Raw genomic sequence first — 22,157 nt, forward strand, 5'->3', positions numbered from 1 at the left:
CTATTCTCCCTATCAATGGCCATGCTCGGCGCCGTCCTTGCCCTGCTCCGCCTTGAGGACGAAACTGCCCTTGTCGGCATACACGGCGCCGGCACGTAGGCCCTCGCGGATTTCCACGAACTTGCCGTCGTTGGCACCCACGGTGACGGGCTGCGCCTTGAAACCCTCGTCGACCTTGACGAACACAACCTGCTTTTCCTCGACGGTCTGCAAGGCGTCATTGCTGACCGCCACGGCAGCGTGTTTCGAACCCTGGACGAGTTCCACGTTGACGAACAGGCCCGGACGCCATGCCATCGATGGATTGGCCAGTTCGACGCGAGCGGTTGCCGAGCGGGTCTGCTCACCGACCAGCGCGCCAACATAGGTGACCTTGCCAGATGCGACCAGGTCGGCCGCGGCGGCTTTCACAGTCGCGGTTTCGCCGACCCTCACGAAGCCGAGATCTTTCGGTGTCACGATCACGTTCACCCACACGCGCGACAGATCCGACAGCAGAAAGACGTTGGCGTCCTCCTTGACGGCTTCGCCCAGGCTGATGTGCTTTTCCACGATCACGCCGTCGAAGGGGGCGCGCAGTTCGTAGCGGTTCAGACCACCACTCGCCGGCGTGACACCCAGCGCGGTCAGCTTCGACTGGGCATTACGTTCTGCGATCTGAGCTTCCTGATAGGCTTGCTGCGCCTGCAGGTAATCCTGCTCGGCCGAGATCTTGTCCTGCCACAGCTTTTTTTCACGCTCGTAGGTAGTACGCGTCAGGTCGAGGCGCGTGCGTGCCGCATTCAAGGTGCTGCGCATCTCCGCCAACTCAGGGCTGGAGATCACGGCCAGTACCTGGCCCTTCTTGACGGTCTGACCCAGTTCCGCAGGAACCGCCTCGGCCACGCCGGGCAGGCGCGGCACGACGTGCGCCGTGCGGTCCTCGTTGAAACGGACTTCGCCCGGAAGCTGAACGGTCGTCGCGACTGTCGCCGCGGCTGCCGTCATGGTCTTGATCCCGGCCTGCTCAATCTGCGGCGCGGTCAGCCGGACCAGTCCCTCTTCGCTTTCGTGGCCGCCTTCTTCCGCAGCCTGCCCGCCCTTGCCTTCCTTGGCAGACGCCTGCGCTTCGGCGCGTTCTGCGCCTTCGCTAGCACCCGTGCCAGCGTCTCTTTTCCAAAACATGATGGCGACAGCCAGAACGACGCCGATGATGACGACAAGCATCACGGGTTTCCAGGATTTGGTTTCGGTAATGGACTTCATTGGGATTTTCCCTCGATAGGATTGATGCTCGCGCCAGCTTCAGGCGGCACGTAGCGCTGCACGTCGGCGATCGAGCGATAACGATCTGCCAACGCGCGCAGGTATTGAGTACGGGACTGGAATAGCGTGCGCTGGGCATCAAGCACGTCAGTGAATGCGAACTTGCCCAGTGCAAAGCCGGTAGCGGCGGCGTCGTATGCACTTTGCGCTGCTGGTACGATTTGCTCGCGCAGCGACGTCACCTGCGTACTGGCCACTTCCGCGCGCTGGTAGGCGTCGGCCAGGGCCTGGTTCAAGCCAAGCCGCTCGGCTTCCAGGTCGTCACGCGCCTGGTCGGCGCGGCGCAATGCGGACAATAGATTGCCCTGGTTGCGGTTGAACAGCGGGATCGGCACCGAGATACCGACCACGCCCTGCGTGCGTCCGAGTTCACGCTCGCGCTGGGAACCGAGGCTGAGCGTGAGGTCCGGGATACGCTGTGCACGCTCGAGCGTCACCTGCGCTTCGCGGCCCGTCACCAGCGATTGCGCGACGCGCAGTTGAGGTGCGCTATCAAGCCTGGATTGCAGTTCGCTCCACGGCGGCAGCTGTACGAAAGCGGCTTGAGGTTCCTGCAAGTCCTGCTTGAGCGGTTCCGTCGTGCCCCATAAGGCAGTCAGGCGGCGCTTGGCCAGCGCCAGGTCGGCATTCGCCTGGTTCAGCTCGAGCTGGGCCGCGGCCTCGGCAACGGTCGAGCGCGTCTGCTCTACCGGCGATATCTTGCCGGCGGCGACGCGCCGGCTGGTAGCATCCGTCGACTTGTGCGCAAGGTCGACCGAGGCCTGGGCCAAGGTCACACGCTCCTGCGCCGTCAGGGCGTCCATGTAGGCGGTGATAACGTCAGCACGCAAGTCGGCGCGCCGGATGGCAAGCTGGCCTAGGGCGATACTGCGCTCCTGCTGCGCGACCGCGATGCGGGCTGAACGTTTCCCGCCGAGTTCGAACACCTGGCTCAGCTGCGCGGTTTCCGTGCGCGTATTCCGGTTGGTTCCCTCGCTTGAGATTGACAGCTCGGGATTTGGACGTGTGCCGGCTTGCAGCACGGCGCCATCCGCAATGCCGATTGCCCGTGTTGCGGAACGCAGCGACGGATTGCTGGAGAACGCAAGACCGATGGCCTGCTCGAGCGTGAGCGCCGGTGCGGATACGTTGGTTTGCCCGACGCTTGCCGGTAAAACTGATAAAGCTTGCTGCCCCATTGCATGGGCAGCAGGGAAGACGGCCTGCAACAGCAGTGCCGCTCCCAGCACAAAGTGCCTGGATTGCATAATGACTCCGAAGACTATGAAGGAAAATAGCCGACGGCAGCCCGGCCACGCAGGCGTAGCGCTACGTGGAGATGCTTACTATCTAAAAGAGAAGTGCAATGGTCGGGTCAGCCGCGGATCAAGCGCGACCAGCCCATTGAGGACGTTCGGGAGGAGAAGAGAATGCGGATGCAGGTGCGAGGACCGTGCCTGCAAGGGTACGTTCGACGTCATTAACGCCGAACGGCAATTCAACAAGATCAGACGCAGCAAGTGAAAGGTGGGCGCAAGAGACGCAGTGCGCATCGTGCACATTCACCTTCTTCGACGAATCCGGCTTGTCTTTGGCTGCCGCTGCCAGCTCTTCCAAGGTGGATTCGTGCTGGTGGTGTCCGAGGTGGTTGGCAGCCCTGCCCGTCTCGTGCATGCAATACGACGTGATGACGTTCCAGCTGAGCTGGAATGCCACTACGAACATAAACATGTGAAAGATTTTACGGGCCATGATCAAATCAGTATAACACGGTGAACACGAAGCGTTTTTCAGTCGCGCGATATATATCTCGAAAAATCTACGGTGCCGGCCGCGGGCGCGGGAGGTGCAGGGAGAAGGTACTTCCTTCTCCCACTGTACTCTCGACGCCTGCCGCGCCACCGTGCAGCAGCGCGATCGAGCGTACTACCGCCAGTCCAAGTCCTGTACTGTCCGTCGTACTGCGTGCGGCATCAACACGATAAAAGCGGTCGAAGAGGAAGGGAAGATGCTCCGGTGCGATACCGGCACCATTGTCGCTGACCGAAATCGTCACGCGGTCACCTGCGCAAACAGCGCTCAAGCGCACGGTGCCTCCTGGTGGCGTGTAGCGCAATGCGTTCGACAACAGGTTGGATAAAGCCCGGCGAAATAACTGCGGATCCGCCACCAGTTCGCCATCGCCCTGCGCTTCAAGCCTCACATTTTGCTCTTCTGCTACCACACCATAAAACTCGGTTAGCTTGTAGAACTCCCGACCAATTGAAAGTATCTCCGGGTGGATGTGCTGTTCGGCGTTGTCCGTGCGGGCCAGGAACAACATGCTGGAGACCATGTGCGACAGCCGGCTGCCCTCCTCTACAACGACTTCGAGTGTCTTCTGGTATTCCGCCGGGGTCCGCGCGCGCGCCAGTGTCACGCTGGCTGCAGCGACGAGATTGTTGACCGGGGACCTGAACTCGTGCGCGATGTCCGAAGAAAAGCGGCTCAACTGCTCGAACGAACCTGCAAGTCGCGCCAGCGTGTTGTCGAAGCTTTCAGCGAGAAGCTGCAGCTCGATAGGCCAGCCTTGCTGGGCAATGCGCGCGTCGAGCTTTTCGGCGCTGATGCGTCCGACTTCCTTCGACATGGCCCGCACTGGCGCCAGACTGCGGCGTGCAAGCAGCCACCCGAGCCAGGTCGATACCAGTATGGCAGCGCCAATGACAGCCACCAGTTTGTTCCGGTAGGCCGCTAGTAACAGGCGATCTTGCGTGATGTCGATTATCCCTCGCAGAACAGTGCCTTTCGGACCAAGGGATGGGCCATGAATCTCCAGTGCTTCGGGACCGCGCGTCTCTACCGCCATATCGAACACGAGCCAAGTTTGCCGTGGTCCGTCGATACGAACGTATTGCCCGGGCCGCACCGGCGCAGCCAGCGCTGTAACGAACGCCGAAAGGTGTGGGGACTCGTTGCGCACGAATCGATTCGGCGCCAACAGCTGCCAAGCGAATTTGTGAGACTGTTCCTGGTATTCGCGCCACTCGTACTGCCATTGAGTCGGCGGGAATTTGCGGCCAAGCAGATGTTCGAGCGTGTCGCGCTGAATCTGCATGTTGTCGAGCAATTCGGCTTCTTCCTTGCTCTGCAATTGGCGCACCAGTTCCGAATACATCATCGCGGAAACGGCGAGCACGATGATGGTGAGAGCGAGGCTTGCGAAAACGCTCATGCGCAGAGTCAGCGACCAACTGCCGGGCGTCTTGTTATGACGGTCAAAAATAGAACGCACCATCACGTCATCCCCTTGAACAATGTGGCGATTTCCTTGTATTGATCTATCGCCTTCTGCAAGAAGAACTCGTGTTTTAAAGCCTGTTCCGCAAATGCCGTACGCTCTACATCCATATCGACGGTGTTTCCATCGATAGCTCCTTGTACCGGTACGCGATAGACGACCGGCACGACAAACTCGGACTTCGCGGGAAGCATGCTGCCCGACTCAGTGGCATCGGCCGTGGCTTCGCTGGCAGCAAGAGCCTGCTGGAGTGCCGATCTAAAGTCGATATCCCGTGCTTTGTAGTTCGGCGTGTCAGCGTTTGCAATATTCGACGCCAGGACAGTCAATCGTTGTTCAGATATCCTGAGCGCCTGCTCCCAGAACTCGTCCTTATTGTTTAATGGGGCAAAAATCCTTCCCAAGCCCTCGCTCTTCGCATTGCTCATTTCTCCTCCTGCGAAGCGGGGCGTTCAAAGGACGAATCGTCTGGTGAGATTCCGCGCGCTCCTGGAACTCGCGGCCTGCGAAAAACACGCAGCCACAAAGGGTAAATCCACCATATCACCAGGATCAGCGAAGTCACTAGGGCTGCTACAGCACCACCAAGCGGATGCCCCAGGACTTCTGCAGTAACGAGATTCGCACACAGGACCAACGCTAGTGAAAGGAACGCAGCTCCCGCCAGCATCTGCCTGCTGGCGACATCCTTGAAGTGAATGCGATCGATTAGCGGCCTCAGCATCCGATGCTGCACGGCAGGCGCTGTGAATAAAATGAGGCTAGACAGGGAACACAGGAAAGCCGCAATGAACATCCATTTTTCGGACTGAACGATTTCCTTGAAGCCCGAATTGAAGGGCAAGGTAATGAGGAAGCCGGTTAGAAGCTGGGCACCCGGCAGCAGGACGCGCAGTTCGTTGAGCATTTCGGTCATGTCCGCTTCATCGTGGTCGCCAGCAGCGACATTGCACCGCTCAACGTTCGACAACTGCTCCGAATATTCGACTTGCTTGATGCTCATGGCTGTTCTCCTTTTTTGGGAAAAGTCAGAGCAGCGTCAAACCAGTTTCGTAAAAGCGTTTTGGTTAGAGCGCAGGGCACTCTTACGTGCAGAGACAATTCGCCCTGCACGGTTTCAATGAATTGCATAGGAACTCCTTGGGCTATTGATGAGAAATAGCCAGCGGCATCCCTATTGCACAGTCAAAGATGCAAGGTTGGGCTTGTCAAAGAAGGAACAAAAAAGGAGCAGCCGCTGGATCAGGCGAGACTGATCCACTGAGGACGTTCTGGGGGAGAGGGGAAGATGGACGTGGGTGGAACGATTGCTCCGATCGCAGCATTCGCACAGGTCAATGTGATGGGAGGCGCCTCAAGTGAATCGGGCGCGGCGAGCGCAAGATTCGCATATGACGCGCAATGCGCATCGTGCACAGCACTTTTCTTGACAGTAGATTGTCCGTCCTTGGCCGCCAGCGACAACTCCTCCGTACTGGAATTGTGCTCATGGTGACCCAAGTGGTTCGCCGAAATCCCAGTCTCGTGCATGCAGTATACGGTGACGACACTCCAGCTTAGCTGAAGCGCTATCACTACAAGCAACGAGTAAAGTATGTGACGAACCATCCTTTGAGTTTAGCACATGGGATCGTACCCCCTTCACGTGCCAATCTGGTCGGTTCACCGCTTTGCGAAGGTAGTACTTGAACATTGCGACCAAAATTTGTGGCATTGGTGAGTTAGTGCCAGTACCTCGGCAAGACTGATTGTAAAGGAGTTTTAGAGGACGCTTACGTGATAAGAACAATAATCACGTAAGGGAAGTTCTTGGCTGCTGCAATAAATGTGACGCGTGCGTCTCTCAGGGTCTCCATACGCCCCAACAGCCGACCCGATATCAAACAGGCGAAACGGCGACGTCGCTTCAGGAGCGCGCGTCACACCTCGCGACCGGGCGACGGTACATGTCGATTTGCCGAGCCCTGCTTTGTCACCTCGCGTTTCCGCCCGTCGGCTGACGCAGTGAGTAGTGGACGCGTGACTTGCCCGCTCATGTTGCGTCGGACAGAGTCAGGTTCTGATTACGTCGGTCTAACTTCGAAACGGTTATTCGTAATAATGGCGTCGGCCCGGGTAGTCGGATGTTTTGCTTTGGATTCTGCAATTTGCCGAACCCGGGCGCAATGCCATGCATGGTGCTGCGCCGATGAAGTGGCCGATGCATCATCGGTACCCTTCGGGCGCCGTGCCGGTAAAAACAAAGTCGTTGGTATGCCGGCTTCGCCATCACGTAAAGCCCAGTGCGTTGTAGCAAACGGGGCTTCGGCCGCTGTGCTCCAGCACATTGATTCACGCGTTTCCTCGGCCGCCCGGTCGATCGCGTCGTAACTTGCCAAGCAGACGCTGGCAAAGATGTGGGACAGCATCCAGGCTTTTTGATCGTCCTCCCATGCATCAGGATAAGGGGCAGGTCTAGCTTGTAGCCATCCAAGAATGCCGAAATATGGCGTTTTCCGTCGGGCCTGCAGATATCGTGGAGAGCCGCACCCCTCCCAAAGCATGCGCCACCGGATATAGGTCCCAGCTTTCGCGCAGAAGCTTGTGGTCCTCTGCCCTCGCATGTCCCACCACAAATGTCGGCAGGCAGATCGCACGCACTCGCGGTGGTTGCGTAACGCTATCCAGTGCCGGCGCCGAAGCGCACGATACACCTGTATGGCAACAGTCAGTTCGGCCTCCGCTCCGAACGGAAACGCAGCATCGTCAACCAACTTGAAGTGTTCATGCATCTGTTCGTACGGACGGCGGCCGCCGCAACCACATTTCGCGACGATCAGACCATCATTTGCCCGATGTCGGCTGTTTGTAGTCCGCAACGCCTCGACCACTAGCTCGACGAAGACTCGAAAGGCGCCGGTCTCTCCGGGTTCGGCACAGGGAAGAGTTAGCATATCCGGATGAGGGAATGCAGGCTGTCGCTCGACTCTCGCCGAGTAGGCTTCGATGAACCGGTTCATTCGCTCGATGTTGGTGGCCGACTCTGGCGGCAATGCTGGAAGTTTGGACCGCGCTACCTTCAAATGTGATCCCATCTCGGCCTGGCAGTTGGGACAGCAGAACGGTTTATTGAAGTTGGCTGGTGCGAACGTGTACGGGATTGCTTGTTCGCATTCCAGGCAGGTTTTTCGTAGGAGGACGTTGTGATGCGGGCATCGGGTAATCGAGTCCATCTGCAATCCCGGAAAATGCATCCCGTAGGCCAGGCACTCCTCGCACCACTTGAGGTCTCCATCGGATGCGAGCGGGTTGGTAAAGCGACGGTCCAGAAACGCGCCCTCCACTGTCTTCATATCGGTGCCAAATGCCCGTGCCATGGCGGCAAGATCGAAATTCTCACTGTTGCGCAAATCAAAATGCAGAGTTCGTAGAAGCTGGGTGCGCTTACCGCGCTCGCGTGAGGCGAAGAGTTGGGCCAGTTCACGTGCAGTCAGCGCATTGAGGAACGCGAACTTCATCAGCAGAGCATATGCAGAGTCGTGGCCAGTCAACCAGCTGCGGTGCCAGCACCATTCCTTAGGATTTCGAGGTGGCGTATCCTCGTAGATCCTCATCACGACCGCCAATCCGGTAACGGCAACCCGAGGCGGATTTCCTCGCATGCGAGGACATAGTTCGATTCCAGGACCGCTTCGTCCCAGATCGCCGGCGAGAAACCAAAACCGTCCGAATCGCCCGCCGAATGTTCAGACAGCGCATGCTCGACGGCCCTGGCAAAATAGGCCATCGGGATCTCGATTCGCTCTCCCAGGTTGGCTGCCTTGTGTGCGCGTTCGAACGCCTTCCACAGTGCGTGAGCGTATGTACTCAGACGCATGCCCGCGGCGAAGGCCCGCGGGTAGAAAAATCTTGTGAAGGTCCATGCGCTCTCTGGCGGATAGCATGATTCATCGTAGGCGGCCAGACATGTCGCTACGTCCTCGGCCGATACGATGCCGCCAAAGCGAATTTCCGTAACCATGAATCGCAGGACGATCTGCGTGTTCATGGACTTTCTGAGTGCCGACTTCTGGTCAAGCAACTGCGGCTGGCCCACAAGGATCGTAATCATCCGGATACCCTTGAGTTCCAGTGCATCGTGCAAGTCCCGCAACCACTCGTACTCGATCACCTGCAGCTTCTGCGCCTCGTCCGCGAAAAACACAATCCAGTCTTTCCTAGAGCGATCCGCAAGCACGCAGATGTGTGAACCGCCCCGGATTTTGTAGAGGCTCCATTGTTTGAGAAAATGGAGCTATGAAGAAGCAACCCAAGTATTCCCCCGAAGTCATCGAGCGCGCCGTGCGCATGGTCAGCGAGGCCGCGAGCGAGTACAGCTCGCAGTGGGCGGCAATCGAATCCATCGCGGCCAAGATCGGCTGCACACCTGAGACGCTGCGTCGCTGGGTACGCCAGCAAGAGCGTTATACCGGCCAGCGTCCAGGGCCGACCACGGCCGAAGAGGAACGCATCAAGGCGCTGGAGCGAGAGGTGCGCGAGCTGCGCAAGGCAAACGAGATCCTGCGTCTGGCGAGTGCATTTTTCGCCCAGGCGGAGCTCGGCCGCCACTTCAAACCGTGAGGGCATTTATCGACCAGTACCGCCATGCCTACGGTGTCGAGCCGATCTGCAAGGTGATGCAGGTCGCGCCGTCGGGCTACTGGCGTTACGCGGCGCGGCAACGCAACCCGGCGTTGCGCTGTGCCCGTGTTCAGCGTGATGACGTGCTGAGTGTCGACATCGAGCGGGTCTGGCAGGCGAACATGCAAGTCTACGGTGCCGACAAAGTGTGGCGCCAACTGCGACGTGAGGGAACCGAAGTGGCTCGCTGCACGGTGGAGCGCTTGATGCGCAAGGCTGGCCTGCGTGGCGTCATGCGTGGCAAGGTTGTGCGCACGACGGTTGCCGATGCAAAGGCGCCGTGCCCGCTTGATCGGGTCAACCGCCAGTTCAAGGCGCAGCGGCCAAACCAACTGTGGGTCAGCGATTTTACGTACGTCTCGACCTGGCAGGGTTTCGTCTATGTCGCTTTCGTGATCGACGTCTTCGCCCGGCGCATCGTGGGCTGGCGCGTCAGCAGCTCGATGCGGACCGACTTCGTCCTCGACGCCTTGGAGCAGGCGCTGTACGCGCGTCAGCCCGAACGGAACGAGCTGGTCCACCATAGCGACAGGGGCTCGCAATATGTGTCGATAAAGTACAGCGAGCGCCTGGCGGAAGCAGGTATTGAGCCGTCTGTGGGCAGCAAGGGCGACAGTTACGATAACGCCTTGGCCGAAACCATCAATGGGCTCTACAAGGCTGAGCTGATCCACCGCCGCGCTCCTTGGAAAACGCGTGAGGCCGTCGAACTGGCTACGTTGGAATGGGTTTCCTGGTTCAACCACCACCGTCTGCTTGAACCACTCGGCTATATACCGCCGGCAGAAGCTGAGGCAAACTATTACAAGCAGTTGAGCAGTCAGGCCCTCCCGGTCTGACTCACACTAACCGGCCTCCACGAAAGCCGGGGCGATTCAAATCCTCTCGTTCCGGATGCTTTTCTAAGGGGTGAAGAGGGAAAACGGAAAAAATCAGGCGCTAAGACATAATGAGGGGTCGAGGTGCAGCGGAACGGCAAACCAGGTTAAGGCCACTCCTGACTTTTTCGTTGCTTGCTGGGTTATGCAGTGGCCGCAGCCAGCCCTTGGCTACTGCTTCCAACACAGAGTAGGAATACTGGCCAAGCATGTTGATGTGCTCATGCAGTAACGGCGGCAGCCTGGCCATGTCATCATCTCGAACATCAGAGCTGACATAAAACAGCAGCGGTATCCCAGTGCTCAGCGAGAGCCGAAGAAGCTGTCGATTTTCTCGGTTAGTGTTGCGCGCGAAAGCTCACCCATATGCCGCTTGTATAGCCGGCCTTGAGCATCATAGAACAGCGTTGTGGGGTAACCAGACGAACCAGTTCGGGCACTTACCTGCTTGGCCGGATCGAGAACGATATTTGGCATTTGTAACCCATTCGCGTCGAGGTAGCTTTGTACGGTTGCTGCTGATTCTCCTTGATTCGCAAACACGAAGTGGATTTCTGGATGGGCTAGCTGTGCAGCCTTTAATACAGGCATCTCACGTCGGCACGGCGGACACCAAGTTGCCCAAAGATTGATAATCAAGGGGCGGCCCACAAAGGCACTGAGCGGCACAGTTGTGTTGTCGAGGCGGCGTACCTCAATTGTCGGGACAGGCACACCCACCGGCGTAAGGGCATGATTCAGCGCACTTCCTCCGAAAAAGACAAAGTGGCCTTCCCCCATCGTCACGGACACTTCCGTTAGGCGCATTTTAGATTTTCAAACTGTACTGGGCTGATATAGCCGAGCGTGGAATGACGCCGGCGTGGATTGTAGAACCTTTCAATGTAGTCGAACACATCAGCGCGTAAATCATCCCTGGTCCGGTAATGCTTTTTGCTCAGACGTTCAGTCTTGAGCGTTGAGAAGAAGCTTTCCATTGCGGCGTTGTCCCAGCAGTTACCGCGACGGCTCATGCTGCAAACGATGCCGTGGGACTCGAGCAGGCGCTGGAAGTCCTCGCTCGTGTATTGCGAGCCCTGGTCCGAATGATGCAGCACTGCACGGGGACGGCCGCGACGGAAAATAGCCATCAGCAGTGCATCCATTACCAGTTGCGCCGTCATCGTCGGTTGCATCGACCAGCCCACCACACGCCGTGAGTACAGGTCGAGGACGACAGCGACGAATAGCCAGCCATCGCCGGTCCAAACGTAGGTAAAGTCCGCGGCCCATTTCTGATTCGGTCCAGTGGCTGCAAACTGCCGGTCCAGCAGATTCGGCGCAATCGCGTGAATAGGTGCGTCAAGTTGTCCTGGTGCCCGACGCCGCTTGTGGCGAGCCTTGATACCCGCGGCTTTCATCAGTCGTGCCACGCGGTTCTCACTGCAGGAAAAACCAGCGTCGATAAGGTCTCGCACTACGCGCGGCGAACCATATGTGCCATCGCTGGCTTCGTAGCTGTGCTTGATTGCCTTGAGGAGCTGGGCGTTCTCGCGTTCATGCGCACTTGCCGGCCGCCCAAGCCAGTCGTAAAAGCCGCTGCTCGATACGCCGAGTAGACGGCACATCATTCGCGTAGGCCAGATGGTTCGATATTTGGCGATGAAGCCGTACTTCACTTGAGGTCGGCTGCGAAGTAGCCGAGCGCCTTTTTTAGTATGTCGCGCTCCGTCTTGACCTTCGCCAGCTCACGCCGCATGCGCTCATATTCTTGGGCCGATACCTTCTCGCGCCCGACTGCGACCTCTGCATCGACATTGGCATCTCTGCACCACCGTCCCAGCAAATTGGCACCGATGCCAAGGTCACGGGCTATCGCCGCCTTGCTCGCGCCGGGCTGGCCTACCAGCTTGACTGCTTCGCGCTTAAACTCTTCTGAAAACACCCGTCTTTCACGTGCCATGTAATACCTCCGATAGGGACATCATACCTATCGAAAGTGTCCGTCGTGGTGGGGGAAGGCCAAAGCAACCCGTCAAGGTTGCAGTCAGAAGCGGCCTACGTAGTGTCGTCGAGCGCCGTGACAATTCCATGCCAACCAAAACGGCCGTCGCGAAACCGGCCAGGTTGTCGAAGCCTCCATCACGAAAGTCGATGATCGACAATGGAGCATTGGAATAAATCTCATGATGTCTTAATACGAAGATCGAGCGTCCGGCGAGGAAACCGAACACGATCATCTTCCAAAGAACGGGGCCCGGATCGACACCGCGCCTCGTGCGGAACCACGCGGCAACAGAATGGGCAAGCGTTATGCCTGCTAAGAGTAGTGCTACTTGTACAGGGACGACGAGCGGCCCAAATCGTACAGCATCCAAAAAGTGGCTCCCTGAATCGAAATTTGTGAACTTTAACTTGCAGTTCTAGTTGCGAATGAACATCTATTTGGCCGTGACTTGCCTGACGAAGCTGGCGAAATCAGCGGAACCCTGAAGGTTGAACCCCATGGTTTGCGCTTCCTCGAACGTGCGTTCCGCTGTCCACCCATTCTGCTTTGCACGACTAAGCGCGAGCAGCAACGCGGCCCTCGTGCCAGTGGCGCAATGCAGTAAATGCGGCCCTTGTGTTCTCTGCATTACTTGACTTAACTCGTCAATCTGCTGCTCTGACAGGGCTGTCTTGTTGACTGGTACATTGAAGTAATCCAGTCCACTGTTCCTGACCAACTCGGCGTTCGAGGTGGCCGTTTCCCCAGGCGTACGCATGTCAATTACGGTGTGAATGCCTTGCTGCTTCGCCTCCACCAAATCCTGCCCCGAAGGCTGGGGACCGATGAACAGGCCATCCCCTATTTGCTTGAAGTTTGTCATTTCAATTTCTCCGTTGGTTAGCGGCACGTCAGCCCTGCGGGCTCTGGGTCATCTGGCGGCAATAGCTGGCCAAGTTCTCTGGCAGGTCTGGGGGACAGACGCCACATTGCTTATTCCCCGGGACAGCGTAGTCAATGAACTTAGGGTATGGAAGGTTCAGCTTGGCCATGATGTCCCTGAACTCTTCGAGCGTCTTTTCCCCGCCCAGGCGGGGATTACGCTTCTTTTCCTGCGCGATCGAGGAGACAAAACGCTGCTGGTAGTCGTGCGCCGGGTAGACCAAGGTTTCGTCGGGCAAAGCAAACAGCTTCTCTCGCACGCTTTTGTAGAGCGCATCGGCATCACCGTTTTGAAAGTCAGTCCTGCCACACCCCTCGATAAGTAAGGCGTCGCCTGTGAATACGCGGTCATTTAAAAGATAGGCAAAGTGCCCGTCGGTATGGCCGGGGGTATGCAGGGGCTGCAAAGTAATACCCCCGACCTGAAATGGCCTGCCTTCTTCGATGCCGACATCGGCACATGACAACTGATCGTAGGCAGGCGCGGCAATCTTGCTACCCACGGCACGCTTCATTTCCAAAGCTGCGGTGATGTGGTCGGCATGGATATGGGTATCGACCGTGTAAGCCAAGGTCAGACCTAACCTGTGCACCTCGGCCAGATCCCGATCCATGGTCGCAATCACGGGATCGATGAGGACTGCCTGTCCCGTGTCCTCGTCCCCCAGCAGATAGGTATAAGTGCTCGACAGGGGTTCGTACAGTTGTCTAAAAATCATGGGCGCTCCTTAATAGTCGTCGTGATCAGAGTTCGACACATGGATCATCGTCTCTACGTTTAATATATTATGTTATGGTATAATGTTCGTGTAAAGTGTTACTTTTAAACGGATCTACGTGGCCATGCCAAAGCAAATTGATTTAGTGAAACTGCATGCCGCAGCTGGGGAGGCTAGCAAGCTTCTGAAGGTACTGTCCAACCCCGACCGTATGCTCTTGCTATGCCAGATGACGCAGGGCGAGTTCTCGGTCAAAGAGCTGGAAACCATCACTGGGATCTTGCAGCCTACGCTTTCACAGCAGCTGACCGTGCTCCGCGAAGAGCGACTAGTGAATACGCGCCGTGAGGGCAAGCAGATCTTCTACAGCATCTCCAGTAGTGAGGCACTGGCAGTGCTACAGGTGTTGTACCAACTTTACTGCCCAACGTAATAGGAGGCTGTAATGATGATTGACTGGAACAATTTCACGCCCTGGACGTCGCTGGCGGGTGGGCTGATGATCGGAATAGCCACGGCACTGTTCTTGGTATTTAACGGAAGAATTGCGGGCATCAGTGGCATCGTGGGTGGCCTGTTAACGCCCGCAAGGGGCGATATCGCCTGGCGTCTTGCGTTCGTGGGCGGCCTAGTGCTTTCTCCTCTCGTGTTTTCAAGCATCGCTCCCCTGCCCCAAGTGCACATCGAGGCCGGTTACCCGGTCTTGATCCTGGCCGGACTGCTGGTAGGGATCGGTACCCGTTACGGTTCGGGCTGCACTAGCGGACATGGCGTGTGCGGGCTGTCGCGTCGCTCCCCGCGTTCGATGGTGGCTACCGTAGCCTTTATGTCCGCCGGATTCGTGACCGTCTACGTTGTTCGCCATCTTGTCGGCTAAGGGAGCAAAAATGAAAATCTTCATGTCGCTGTTGGTCGGCCTGTTGTTCGGCTTGGGGCTTATTTTGTCCGGCATGAGCGACCCCGCGAAGGTGCTCGGCTTTTTGGACCTGGCCGGAAACTGGGACCCGTCGCTTGCGTTCGTGATGGGCGGCGCTGTAGTCGTCGGCGCGCTGGTGTTTCCGTTCGCGGCCAAACGTCCGAGATCGATCCTGGGCGACGCCATGCGCTTGCCGACGGCTACGCAAATTGACCGCCGTCTCGTGCTCGGCGGACTCGCGTTCGGCGTCGGCTGGGGCCTGGCCGGCTATTGTCCCGGTCCTGCGCTCGCATCGCTCGCACAAGGCGGCGCCAAACCCTTGCTGTTCTTCATCGCCATGCTGGTCGGAATGGCGTTGTTTGAACTGCTCGAACGAGCAAAAGCCAAAGCCGCATCACCGGCCGCGTAACCGGGGCTGTGATGATTACGGGTCTTCTCTTGGGGGCGGTGGTAGGTATTGTCATGGGTCTGACAGGAGCTGGGGGAGGCATTCTCGCGGTCCCACTTCTTGTCTTCGGCATGCACTTAACGATCGCCGAAGCCGGCCCCGTTGGCCTGCTCGCCGTCGGTGTTTCTGCCGCAGCAGGTGCTTTGATGGGCTTAAAGGCTGGGATTGTGCGCTACCGCGCGACCGTGCTCATTGCCGGCACTGGCATCCTGCTCGCGCCACTCGGTGTATGGTTGGCTCACCGTTTGGACACGCGACTGCTCAGCCTGTTGTTTGCCGCTATTCTCGCCTGGGTCGCATATAAAACCTTCCGTGAAATCGTCGGCCGCAGTGTCGAGTCCACCTCTCTTACTCTGGATCGACCCTGCATTCGGGACGACATGAGTGGACGGTTTATCTGGACGAGCAAGTGCGCCGGCGCCTTATCGATCGCAGGTGCCATTGCGGGCATTCTGTCCGGTTTGCTCGGGGTAGGCGGCGGGTTCGTCATGGTGCCGGCCTTGCAGCGTTTCACGGATTTAGCGGTGCAATCGGTCGTCGCTACCTCGCTCGGTGTTATCGCACTTGTTTCGCTAACTGGCGTAGCGGCCAGCCTATCTACAGGAAAATTTCCCCTTGGTGTCGCGCTCCCGTTCGCAGCAGGAAGCATAGTCGGGATGGGAGTCGGCAGTGTGCTCACCTCGCGGCTTCCGCAAAAGTATCTGAAAGCTGCTTTCGGGGTGATATGTCTCGGGGTCGCTGCAATGATGACTTTTAAATCACTGTAGAGGAAACGATCGATAACACAACCCATATGCTCCTGCTGGCTCTCTTGGCCAGAGAATCACTCGTTCGTAGAACAGCATTAAGAAACCCCGTTCGCATTTTCGCCGTCACCTAAGCATGTGAGCTTAGGCTACACCCCAATTAGGCGTCAGGAGGGCCCTGCAAAATGCGTCAGGATAGAGTCATATAAACATTTTATTGACACCTGACCGGAAGGCTCATAGATTTCAGCCTGACATTCACAACAAGGAGGTTCCTTGAAGGGCCAACGAATCGGTTACGTCAGGGTCAGTAGTTTCGACCAGAACCCGGACCGGCAGCTCGAACATGCACAAGTCGACAGGGTATTCACCGACAAGGCATCGGGCAAAGACACTCAACGGCCGCAGCTGGAAGCGCTGCTGGGCTTCGTGCGCGAGGGGGATACCGTGGTCGTGCACAGTATGGACCGCTTGGCCCGCAACCTGGATGACCTCCGGCGCCTTGTGCAGAGCCTGACCAGGCGCGGCGTACGCATCGAGTTCGCCAAGGAGTGTTTGGCCTTTACCGGTGAGGACTCGCCAATGGCGAACCTGATGCTGTCGGTCATGGGCGCCTTTGCCGAGTTCGAGCGCGCCCTGATCCGTGAACGGCAGCGCGAGGGGATCGCGCTGGCCAAGCAACGTGGGGCCTACCGTGGCCGCAAAAAAGCGCTCGCGCCCGAGCGTGTGACTGAGCTACGCACTCGGGTCGCCGCCGGCGAGCCGAAAGCGGTCGTGGCCCGCGACCTTGGCATCAGTCGAGAAACCCTCTACCAGTACCTAAAAACGCGCACCGTATGAACGTTCATGCACTCATGATCGGACAGCCCTGAGCCCGGATTCTCTGCTCCATGTGCTTCTCTTTCATCAGATTTCCAAGAAATCGAACAAATGCCACGCCGCTCACTGCTTTCCGATACTGAACGCGACAGCCTGCTCGTGTTGCCCGAAAGTCAGGATGATCTGATCCAACAATATAGCTTCACGGACGCCGACCTGGCGTTGATCCGGCAACGCCGTGGCGCCGCAAACCGCCTCGGCTTCGCCGTGCAGATGTGCCTGCTGCGCTACCCTGGCTACGCGTTGGCCAGCGACACCATGCTGCCAGATCCTGTGATCCATTGGGTTGCCAAGCAGGTGCGCGGCGACGCCGGCGCCTGGCCGGAATATGGCGGACGGGAGAAAACGCGCAACGAGCACCTGCACGAGCTGCGCGCTTACCTCGGGCTGTCCGTGTTTGGCCTGCCTGATTTCCGCAAGCTGGTACACAGCCTGGCTGACCTCGCCATGCAGACCGACAAGGCCATGATCCTGGCTGCGCATTCCCTCGAAACGCTGCGCCAGAAGCGCATCATTCTGCCGGCGTTGACCGTCATCGAGCGCGCCTGCGCCGAGGCCGTGACGAGGGCGAACCGGCGGCTCTATCGCACGTTGATCGAGCCGCTGGAGCGCCACCACAAGCGCTCCCTGGACAACCTGCTCAACGTCGCGCCTGACATGAGCATTACCTGGCTCGTGTGGCTCCGCCAGTCGCCGCTCAAGCCCAATTCCCGCTACATGCGCGAGCACATCGAACGCCTCAAAGTGTTCCAGTCGCTCGCCCTGCCGGACGGGCTGGGCCGCCAAATCCACCAGAACCGGCTGCTGAAGATGGCCCGCGAAGGCGCGCAGATGACGCCGCGCGACCTGGCCAAGTTCGAGGATGAGCGACGCTACGCGACGCTGGCGGCGCTGGCCATCGAGGGCATGGCCACCGTGACGGACGAACTGGTCGACCTGCACGACCGAATCATGATCAAGCTGTTCAGCGCCGCCAAGAACAAGCATCAGCAGGACTTCCAGAAGCAGGGCAAGGCGATCAACGACAAGGTGCGGCTGTATTCGAAGGTCGGCCGAGCACTGGTTGAAGCCAAGGAATCGGGCGGCGACCCATACGCCGCGATCGAGGCGATCCTTCCATGGTCTGAGTTCGCGCTGAGCGTCACCGAGGCCGGCCAGCTGGCGCAGCCCGAGTCGTTCGACCACCTGTCGCTGGTCGGCGACCAATACAGCACGCTGCGCCGCTATACACCCGAGTTCCTGGATGGGCTCAAGCTGAAGGCGGCGCCGGCCGCGCAAGCGGTGCTCGACGCAATCGACGTGCTGCGCGAAATGAATATGACCGGCGCGCGCAAGGTGCCCGACGACGCACCAATCACTTTCGTCAAGGCGCGCTGGAAGCCGCTCGTCATTACCGACGAGGGGCTTGACCGCCGTTTCTACGAAATCTGCGTGCTGTCGGAGTTGAAGAATTCGCTGCGGTCCGGCGATATCTGGGTCCAGGGATCGCGCCAGTTCCGCGACTTCGAGGAATACCTGCTGCCGACGGCGAAATTCGGTGCCATGAAGACAGCGTGCGAACTGCCGATCGCGGTCAACCAGGACTGTGACCAATACCTGCATAACCGCTTGTTGCTGCTCGAACAGCAACTGGCCAAGGTCAACCACCTGGCGCTGACCAATGAACTGCCCGACGCGATTATCACCGAAACCGGACTGCGGATCAGCCCGCAGGATGCCGTGGTTCCGGAAGAGGCCCAGGCGCTGATCGACATCACCGGCGGCCTGCTGCCTCGTATCAAGATCACGGAGCTGCTGATGGACGTGGACGACTGGACCGGATTCACCCGCCATTTCGTCCACCTCAAGAGCGGCGAACAGGCCAAAGACCGCACGCTGCTGTTGTCGGCGATCCTGGCCGACGCGATCAATCTCGGCCTGACCAAGATGGCGGAATCCAGCCCGGGGGCGACCTATGCGAAGCTGTCCTGGTTGCAGGCCTGGCACATCCGGGACGAGACATATTCGGCGGGCCTGGCCGATCTCGTCAACGCCCAGTTCAAGCATGCGTTCGCTGAGAACTGGGGCGACGGCACGACGTCCTCGTCGGACGGCCAGCGCTTCCGCGCCGGCGGACGGGCGGAGAGTACGGGCCGCATCAACCCGAAATACGGCGCCGAGCCGGGCAAGCTGTTCTACACCCACATCTCGGACCAATACGCCCCTTTCAGCACCAGGGTGGTCAACGTCGGCGTTCGCGATTCAACCTATGTGCTGGACGGCCTGCTGTACCATGAATCGGATCTGCGCATTGAGGAGCACTACACTGACACTGCCGGGTTCACGGACCACGTGTTCGCGCTGATGCACTTGCTCGGGTTCCGCTTCGCGCCACGCATCCGCGACCTGGGCGACACCAAGCTGTACGTGCCCGGCAAGGTAGCGGACCACCCGGCACTCCGCTCCATGATCGGCGGTAGTTTGAACATCAAGCACCTGCGCGCTCATTGGGACGACGTGCTGCGCCTGGCCGCCTCGATCAAGCATGGGACCGTCACGGCCTCCCTCATGCTGCGCAAGCTCGGCAGCTACCCGCGGCAAAATGGCTTGGCGATCGCGCTGCGCGAGCTGGGCAGGATCGAACGCACGTTGTTCATCTTGGACTGGCTCCAGAACGTCGAGCTGCGCCGCCGCGTGCACGCCGGTTTGAACAAAGGGGAGGCGCGCAACGCGCTGGCCAGGGCGGTCTTCATTCATCGGTTGGGCGAAATCCGCGACCGGACATTCGAGCAACAACGGTACCGCGCCAGCGGCCTGAACCTGGTGACAGCCGCCATCGTGCTGTGGAATACGGTCTATCTGGAGAGGGCAACGCAGGCCTTGCGCGAGTCGGGCAAGCTCCCCGATGCCCGCCTGCTGCAATTCTTGTCGCCCTTGGGCTGGGAGCACATCAACCTGACCGGGGATTACGTCTGGAGGCAGAACCGGAAGGTCGATGAGGGGAAATACCGGCCGCTGCGGGACTTCAAGGAGCGGTGATAGGGCTTAGCGCCCGATTTTTTCCGTTTTCCCTGTTCGCCCCCTGTAGCGACCTCAGAGTCAAGGAAAATCGGCGAAGTTATGAAGATTGTTGGCTCGGCGAAATTTTGCTAGGGGCAAGGAATGTTTAGCGCAGTGGGCGGAAGTCCACTCCGGGCATCTTGGGTGTGCTTGTGTATAATCGCTTTGTATGAAACGCCTTTTACTCATCCTGCTGATGGCATTGATACCGCTTCACACTACGTGGGCAGCGGTGGCAGGCGTGCGTGAACTGGCTGAGTTCAGCACTGCATCGTCCCCAGCGCTGAGTGCCTCGACGGCGTCTGAGTTACCTGCGTCATTCACGGGTGAGGATAGCAAGTACAAGATGGGCTGCTGTGCCGGATGCCACGTGTTCTGTCACTTTGCCGCACCGCTTCCGGTGAGCACGCTCGGTGTCGCACCTTCGCCTGCTCAGGTATCGATACTCCTCCCATCGACGTTCCTCGAGTATCGATCATACATTCCAGACGGGCCAATCCGGCCCCAGTGGCGTCACGTCAGCTGAGCTGACGGCGTGCCTTCTTCTACGCTCTTTCAAGGCTCGTGCGAGAGATCTCGCTGACCTAGTCGTTTTAATTCCTTGCTAGGTACCGTCAGGTTGTCACCATGCGTGACATCACCTGTACTGCCGTGCGTTTGTACATGACGCACGGTGGAACGCCGATCGATGAAGGAACAATGATGACAAACATAACAATTCACGCCCTTGGACTGGTTACGCTGATTGGTTTGGCGGGGTGTGCTGATCCACGACTGGGGCCAAACAGTAAAACCGGGTGGGTAACCGAGTTTTATACTGTGGAGAAACTGCAGCAAGATCGCCCCAAGTGTCTTGCCGGGCTCAGCGCCGAGCAAATAGCAGAAAACCGATATGCCGAAATTTCGGTGTCTCACTTTCGCTCTTATCGATATGTAAGTGCGTTGGTCCCTGCTTCGATAAAACTCCATGTCCACGACAAGGTCGAGATCTCACCGCCATTCTGCAAGGATGGCACGGTGCCACAAGTAATCCAGATATTGAAGCCCGCTTCGTGAACGGTCGCAGCATCAGTTACTTCGGCAACGCCGACGAGTCTGGTCAGGCACTTACCAAATTGTGTCGTTACCCCGCATGTGGCAAGACAGGAGTTCACAGATGAAACGATTTTTGATGCTTGTTGGCATCGCGTTCGCCGCTATTGTTCCCGCGCTTTTCGTCCGAATGACAGGGTGGAAGCTGTCACCTCTTGCTGCTGCCTCGACTTTCGGTATTGCAGTGGTAGCCGCCGGGTTCATGCTCTCGTGGGGAGCGGAGACGGCTGAGAAGCACATTTCCCAAGGCTTGATTCTCGCGGCAGTTGCTCTGGTCACCGTGTTGCCCGAATACGCTGTCGATATGTACTACGCGTTTCAGGCGGGTAAAGCTCCAGAGTCCAGTTACGTCCATTATGCTGCCGCCAATATGACCGGGGCCAATCGCATGCTCGTCGGTCTTGCCTGGCCTACGATCATGTTGCTGCACTGGTGGCGTAATCGAGAGCGGCACATCGTGCTCGGCTCCGCGAACAGGCTCGAAATTGGTTTCCTGCTGCTCGCAAGCGTGTATGGATTTGTAATCCTTTTCAAAAACCGGATCGATCTGATCGATTTTGCCGTCTTGTTCGCCGTGTTCGCATGCTATATATGGCAGGTGGGCCGCATTCCAAAAGCAGAGAACAGCGAAGCGGCCGAAGAGGATGAGGAGCCAGGACCCGCCGCTGCGCTGTCGGCACTGCCGCTTTGCGCCCAGTGGGCCTGGATGGCAGGCCTCGGGTTGTTCGCGGCATTCGCCATCCTGATGTCAGCTGAACCCTTCGCCGAAGCTATTGTCGCATCCGGACGGCAAATCGGCATCGACGAGTTTTTGCTCATTCAATGGATCGCGCCGATCGCCAGTGAGGCCCCATCGATTTCAATCGCCATCCTCTTTGTGCTTTCCCGACGTGCTGCCAATGCGCTGACAACCATGATCAGCGACAAAATTAATCAGTGGACCCTCTTGGTTGGGATGCTTCCCCTTGCTATGAGCTTCGGTGCCGGCGATGTCATCGGGTTGCGCCTGGACGGGCGACAGCACGAGGAGTTTTTCTTGACCGCTGCGCAGTCAATTTTTGCGCTTTCACTGCTTTTACGCCTTCGCTTCTCGCTATGGAGCGGGATGGTTCTGATCCTGCTGTTTGCCGCTCAGATTGCGATCGCGTTCGTGTTTCAGCACGACGAAGGAAAGGTTATCGCTTCATTGACCATATTGGCCTGGGTATATCTAGGCTTGTCTGTCCCCTTATTCCTTAAGCAACTTCCTGGTCTCGCTTCAGTGATCAGATCAGTTGTCCGCGGTCCCGCCCCCATCCAATAAGCAGCA

Annotated in this window: 21 protein-coding genes and 1 other annotated feature; of the genes, 9 read left to right on the top strand and 12 right to left on the bottom strand. The window is 58.3% G+C overall.

Annotated elements, in window-relative coordinates; genetic code table 11:
- Positions 1–12: 12 nt before the first annotated feature.
- The 8 genes from FBX97_RS28580 to FBX97_RS28615 all read right to left on the bottom strand — a co-directional run bounded on the left by FBX97_RS28580 (position 13) and on the right by FBX97_RS28615 (position 8,747).
- The gene (locus FBX97_RS28580) at positions 13–1,245 is read right to left on the bottom strand and encodes an efflux RND transporter periplasmic adaptor subunit (RefSeq protein WP_141839215.1); all 1,233 of its coding nucleotides are present in this window, start codon (positions 1,243–1,245) and stop codon (positions 13–15) included.
- Positions 1,242–2,552 carry a TolC family protein gene (locus FBX97_RS28585; RefSeq protein WP_141839217.1) on the bottom strand — a complete coding sequence of 437 codons (1,311 nt, stop codon included), beginning with the start codon at positions 2,550–2,552 and terminating at the stop codon, positions 1,242–1,244. Before FBX97_RS28585 ends, FBX97_RS28580 begins: the two co-directional genes overlap by 4 nt.
- 118 nt (positions 2,553–2,670) lie before the next feature.
- On the bottom strand, positions 2,671–3,036 hold the full coding sequence (locus FBX97_RS28590) for a hypothetical protein (protein WP_141839220.1): 366 nt from the start codon (positions 3,034–3,036) through the stop codon (positions 2,671–2,673).
- A gap of 67 nt (positions 3,037–3,103) precedes the next feature.
- Positions 3,104–4,561, bottom strand: coding sequence for a heavy metal sensor histidine kinase (locus FBX97_RS28595; protein WP_255517675.1), 1,458 nt, complete (start codon positions 4,559–4,561; stop codon positions 3,104–3,106).
- Entirely contained in the window at positions 4,561–4,992 is a 432-nt protein-coding gene (flgB, locus tag FBX97_RS28600) for a flagellar basal body rod protein FlgB (RefSeq protein ID WP_141839225.1), read from the bottom strand. The genes FBX97_RS28595 and flgB overlap by 1 nt, the downstream gene beginning before the upstream one ends.
- A complete protein-coding gene (locus FBX97_RS28605) occupies positions 4,989–5,567 on the bottom strand; it encodes a DUF6328 family protein (protein ID WP_185748793.1) in 579 nt (192 codons plus the stop codon). The genes flgB and FBX97_RS28605 overlap by 4 nt, the downstream gene beginning before the upstream one ends.
- A gap of 1,060 nt (positions 5,568–6,627) precedes the next feature.
- Complete coding sequence (locus FBX97_RS28610) at positions 6,628–8,157, bottom strand: hypothetical protein (RefSeq protein WP_185748794.1); 1,530 nt, start codon at positions 8,155–8,157, stop codon at positions 6,628–6,630.
- The gene (locus FBX97_RS28615) at positions 8,157–8,747 is read right to left on the bottom strand and encodes a hypothetical protein (RefSeq protein WP_141839228.1); all 591 of its coding nucleotides are present in this window, start codon (positions 8,745–8,747) and stop codon (positions 8,157–8,159) included. The genes FBX97_RS28610 and FBX97_RS28615 overlap by 1 nt, the downstream gene beginning before the upstream one ends.
- A gap of 92 nt (positions 8,748–8,839) precedes the next feature.
- Here FBX97_RS28615 and FBX97_RS28620 point away from each other — a divergent pair.
- A protein-coding gene (locus tag FBX97_RS28620; RefSeq protein ID WP_141839230.1) for an IS3 family transposase occupies positions 8,840–10,062 on the top strand; the annotation gives its coding sequence in 2 pieces (ribosomal slippage) (positions 8,840–9,128 and positions 9,128–10,062; 1,224 coding nt in all).
- Positions 9,118–9,234: a sequence feature (AL1L pseudoknot), on the top strand. Its footprint overlaps the gene before it by 117 nt.
- Positions 10,063–10,404: 342 nt before the next feature.
- Here the strand turns inward: FBX97_RS28620 and FBX97_RS28625 are convergent.
- From FBX97_RS28625 to FBX97_RS28640, 4 genes are all read right to left on the bottom strand, one after another.
- Positions 10,405–10,881 carry a TlpA disulfide reductase family protein gene (locus FBX97_RS28625; RefSeq protein ID WP_255517676.1) on the bottom strand — a complete coding sequence of 159 codons (477 nt, stop codon included), beginning with the start codon at positions 10,879–10,881 and terminating at the stop codon, positions 10,405–10,407.
- 17 nt (positions 10,882–10,898) lie between these two features.
- Positions 10,899–12,043, bottom strand: a protein-coding gene (locus tag FBX97_RS28630) for an IS3 family transposase (protein ID WP_141839235.1) whose coding sequence is annotated in 2 segments (ribosomal slippage) — positions 10,899–11,785 and positions 11,785–12,043 — 1,146 coding nt in all. Because the reading frame shifts where the segments join, the coding sequence is not laid out codon by codon here.
- Positions 12,044–12,521: 478 nt separating this feature from the next.
- The gene (locus FBX97_RS28635) at positions 12,522–12,950 is read right to left on the bottom strand and encodes a beta-lactamase hydrolase domain-containing protein (RefSeq protein WP_053821754.1); all 429 of its coding nucleotides are present in this window, start codon (positions 12,948–12,950) and stop codon (positions 12,522–12,524) included.
- Positions 12,951–12,978: 28 nt separating this feature from the next.
- Complete coding sequence (locus FBX97_RS28640; protein ID WP_053821755.1) at positions 12,979–13,728, bottom strand: MBL fold metallo-hydrolase; 750 nt, start codon at positions 13,726–13,728, stop codon at positions 12,979–12,981.
- Positions 13,729–13,852: 124 nt separating this feature from the next.
- On the opposite strand from FBX97_RS28640, the gene FBX97_RS28645 reads away from it, so the two are divergent.
- From FBX97_RS28645 to FBX97_RS28680, 8 genes are all read left to right on the top strand, one after another.
- Positions 13,853–14,161: a metalloregulator ArsR/SmtB family transcription factor gene (locus FBX97_RS28645; protein ID WP_053821756.1), complete on the top strand. Its 309-nt coding sequence runs from the start codon at positions 13,853–13,855 to the stop codon at positions 14,159–14,161.
- Positions 14,162–14,173: 12 nt separating this feature from the next.
- Positions 14,174–14,605, top strand: a complete 432-nt coding sequence (locus FBX97_RS28650) for a YeeE/YedE family protein (RefSeq protein WP_053821757.1) — start codon at positions 14,174–14,176, stop codon at positions 14,603–14,605.
- 10 nt (positions 14,606–14,615) lie between these two features.
- Complete coding sequence (locus FBX97_RS28655) at positions 14,616–15,053, top strand: DUF6691 family protein (protein ID WP_053821758.1); 438 nt, start codon at positions 14,616–14,618, stop codon at positions 15,051–15,053.
- Positions 15,054–15,064: 11 nt separating this feature from the next.
- On the top strand, positions 15,065–15,859 hold the full coding sequence (locus tag FBX97_RS28660) for a sulfite exporter TauE/SafE family protein (protein ID WP_053821759.1): 795 nt from the start codon (positions 15,065–15,067) through the stop codon (positions 15,857–15,859).
- 255 nt (positions 15,860–16,114) lie between these two features.
- Positions 16,115–16,678, top strand: a complete 564-nt coding sequence (locus tag FBX97_RS28665) for a recombinase family protein (protein WP_075791073.1) — start codon at positions 16,115–16,117, stop codon at positions 16,676–16,678.
- Positions 16,679–16,768: 90 nt separating this feature from the next.
- On the top strand, positions 16,769–19,735 hold the full coding sequence (locus FBX97_RS28670; protein ID WP_141839238.1) for a Tn3 family transposase: 2,967 nt from the start codon (positions 16,769–16,771) through the stop codon (positions 19,733–19,735).
- Positions 19,736–20,383: 648 nt separating this feature from the next.
- Positions 20,384–20,812: a hypothetical protein gene (locus FBX97_RS28675; RefSeq protein WP_141839240.1), complete on the top strand. Its 429-nt coding sequence runs from the start codon at positions 20,384–20,386 to the stop codon at positions 20,810–20,812.
- Positions 20,813–20,912: 100 nt separating this feature from the next.
- Positions 20,913–22,151 carry a sodium:proton exchanger gene (locus FBX97_RS28680; protein ID WP_075791032.1) on the top strand — a complete coding sequence of 413 codons (1,239 nt, stop codon included), beginning with the start codon at positions 20,913–20,915 and terminating at the stop codon, positions 22,149–22,151.
- Positions 22,152–22,157 lie beyond the last annotated feature (6 nt).

It is taken from the genome of Herbaspirillum sp. SJZ107, assembly GCF_006715485.1.
Taxonomy (GTDB): Bacteria; Pseudomonadota; Gammaproteobacteria; order Burkholderiales; family Burkholderiaceae_D; genus Telluria.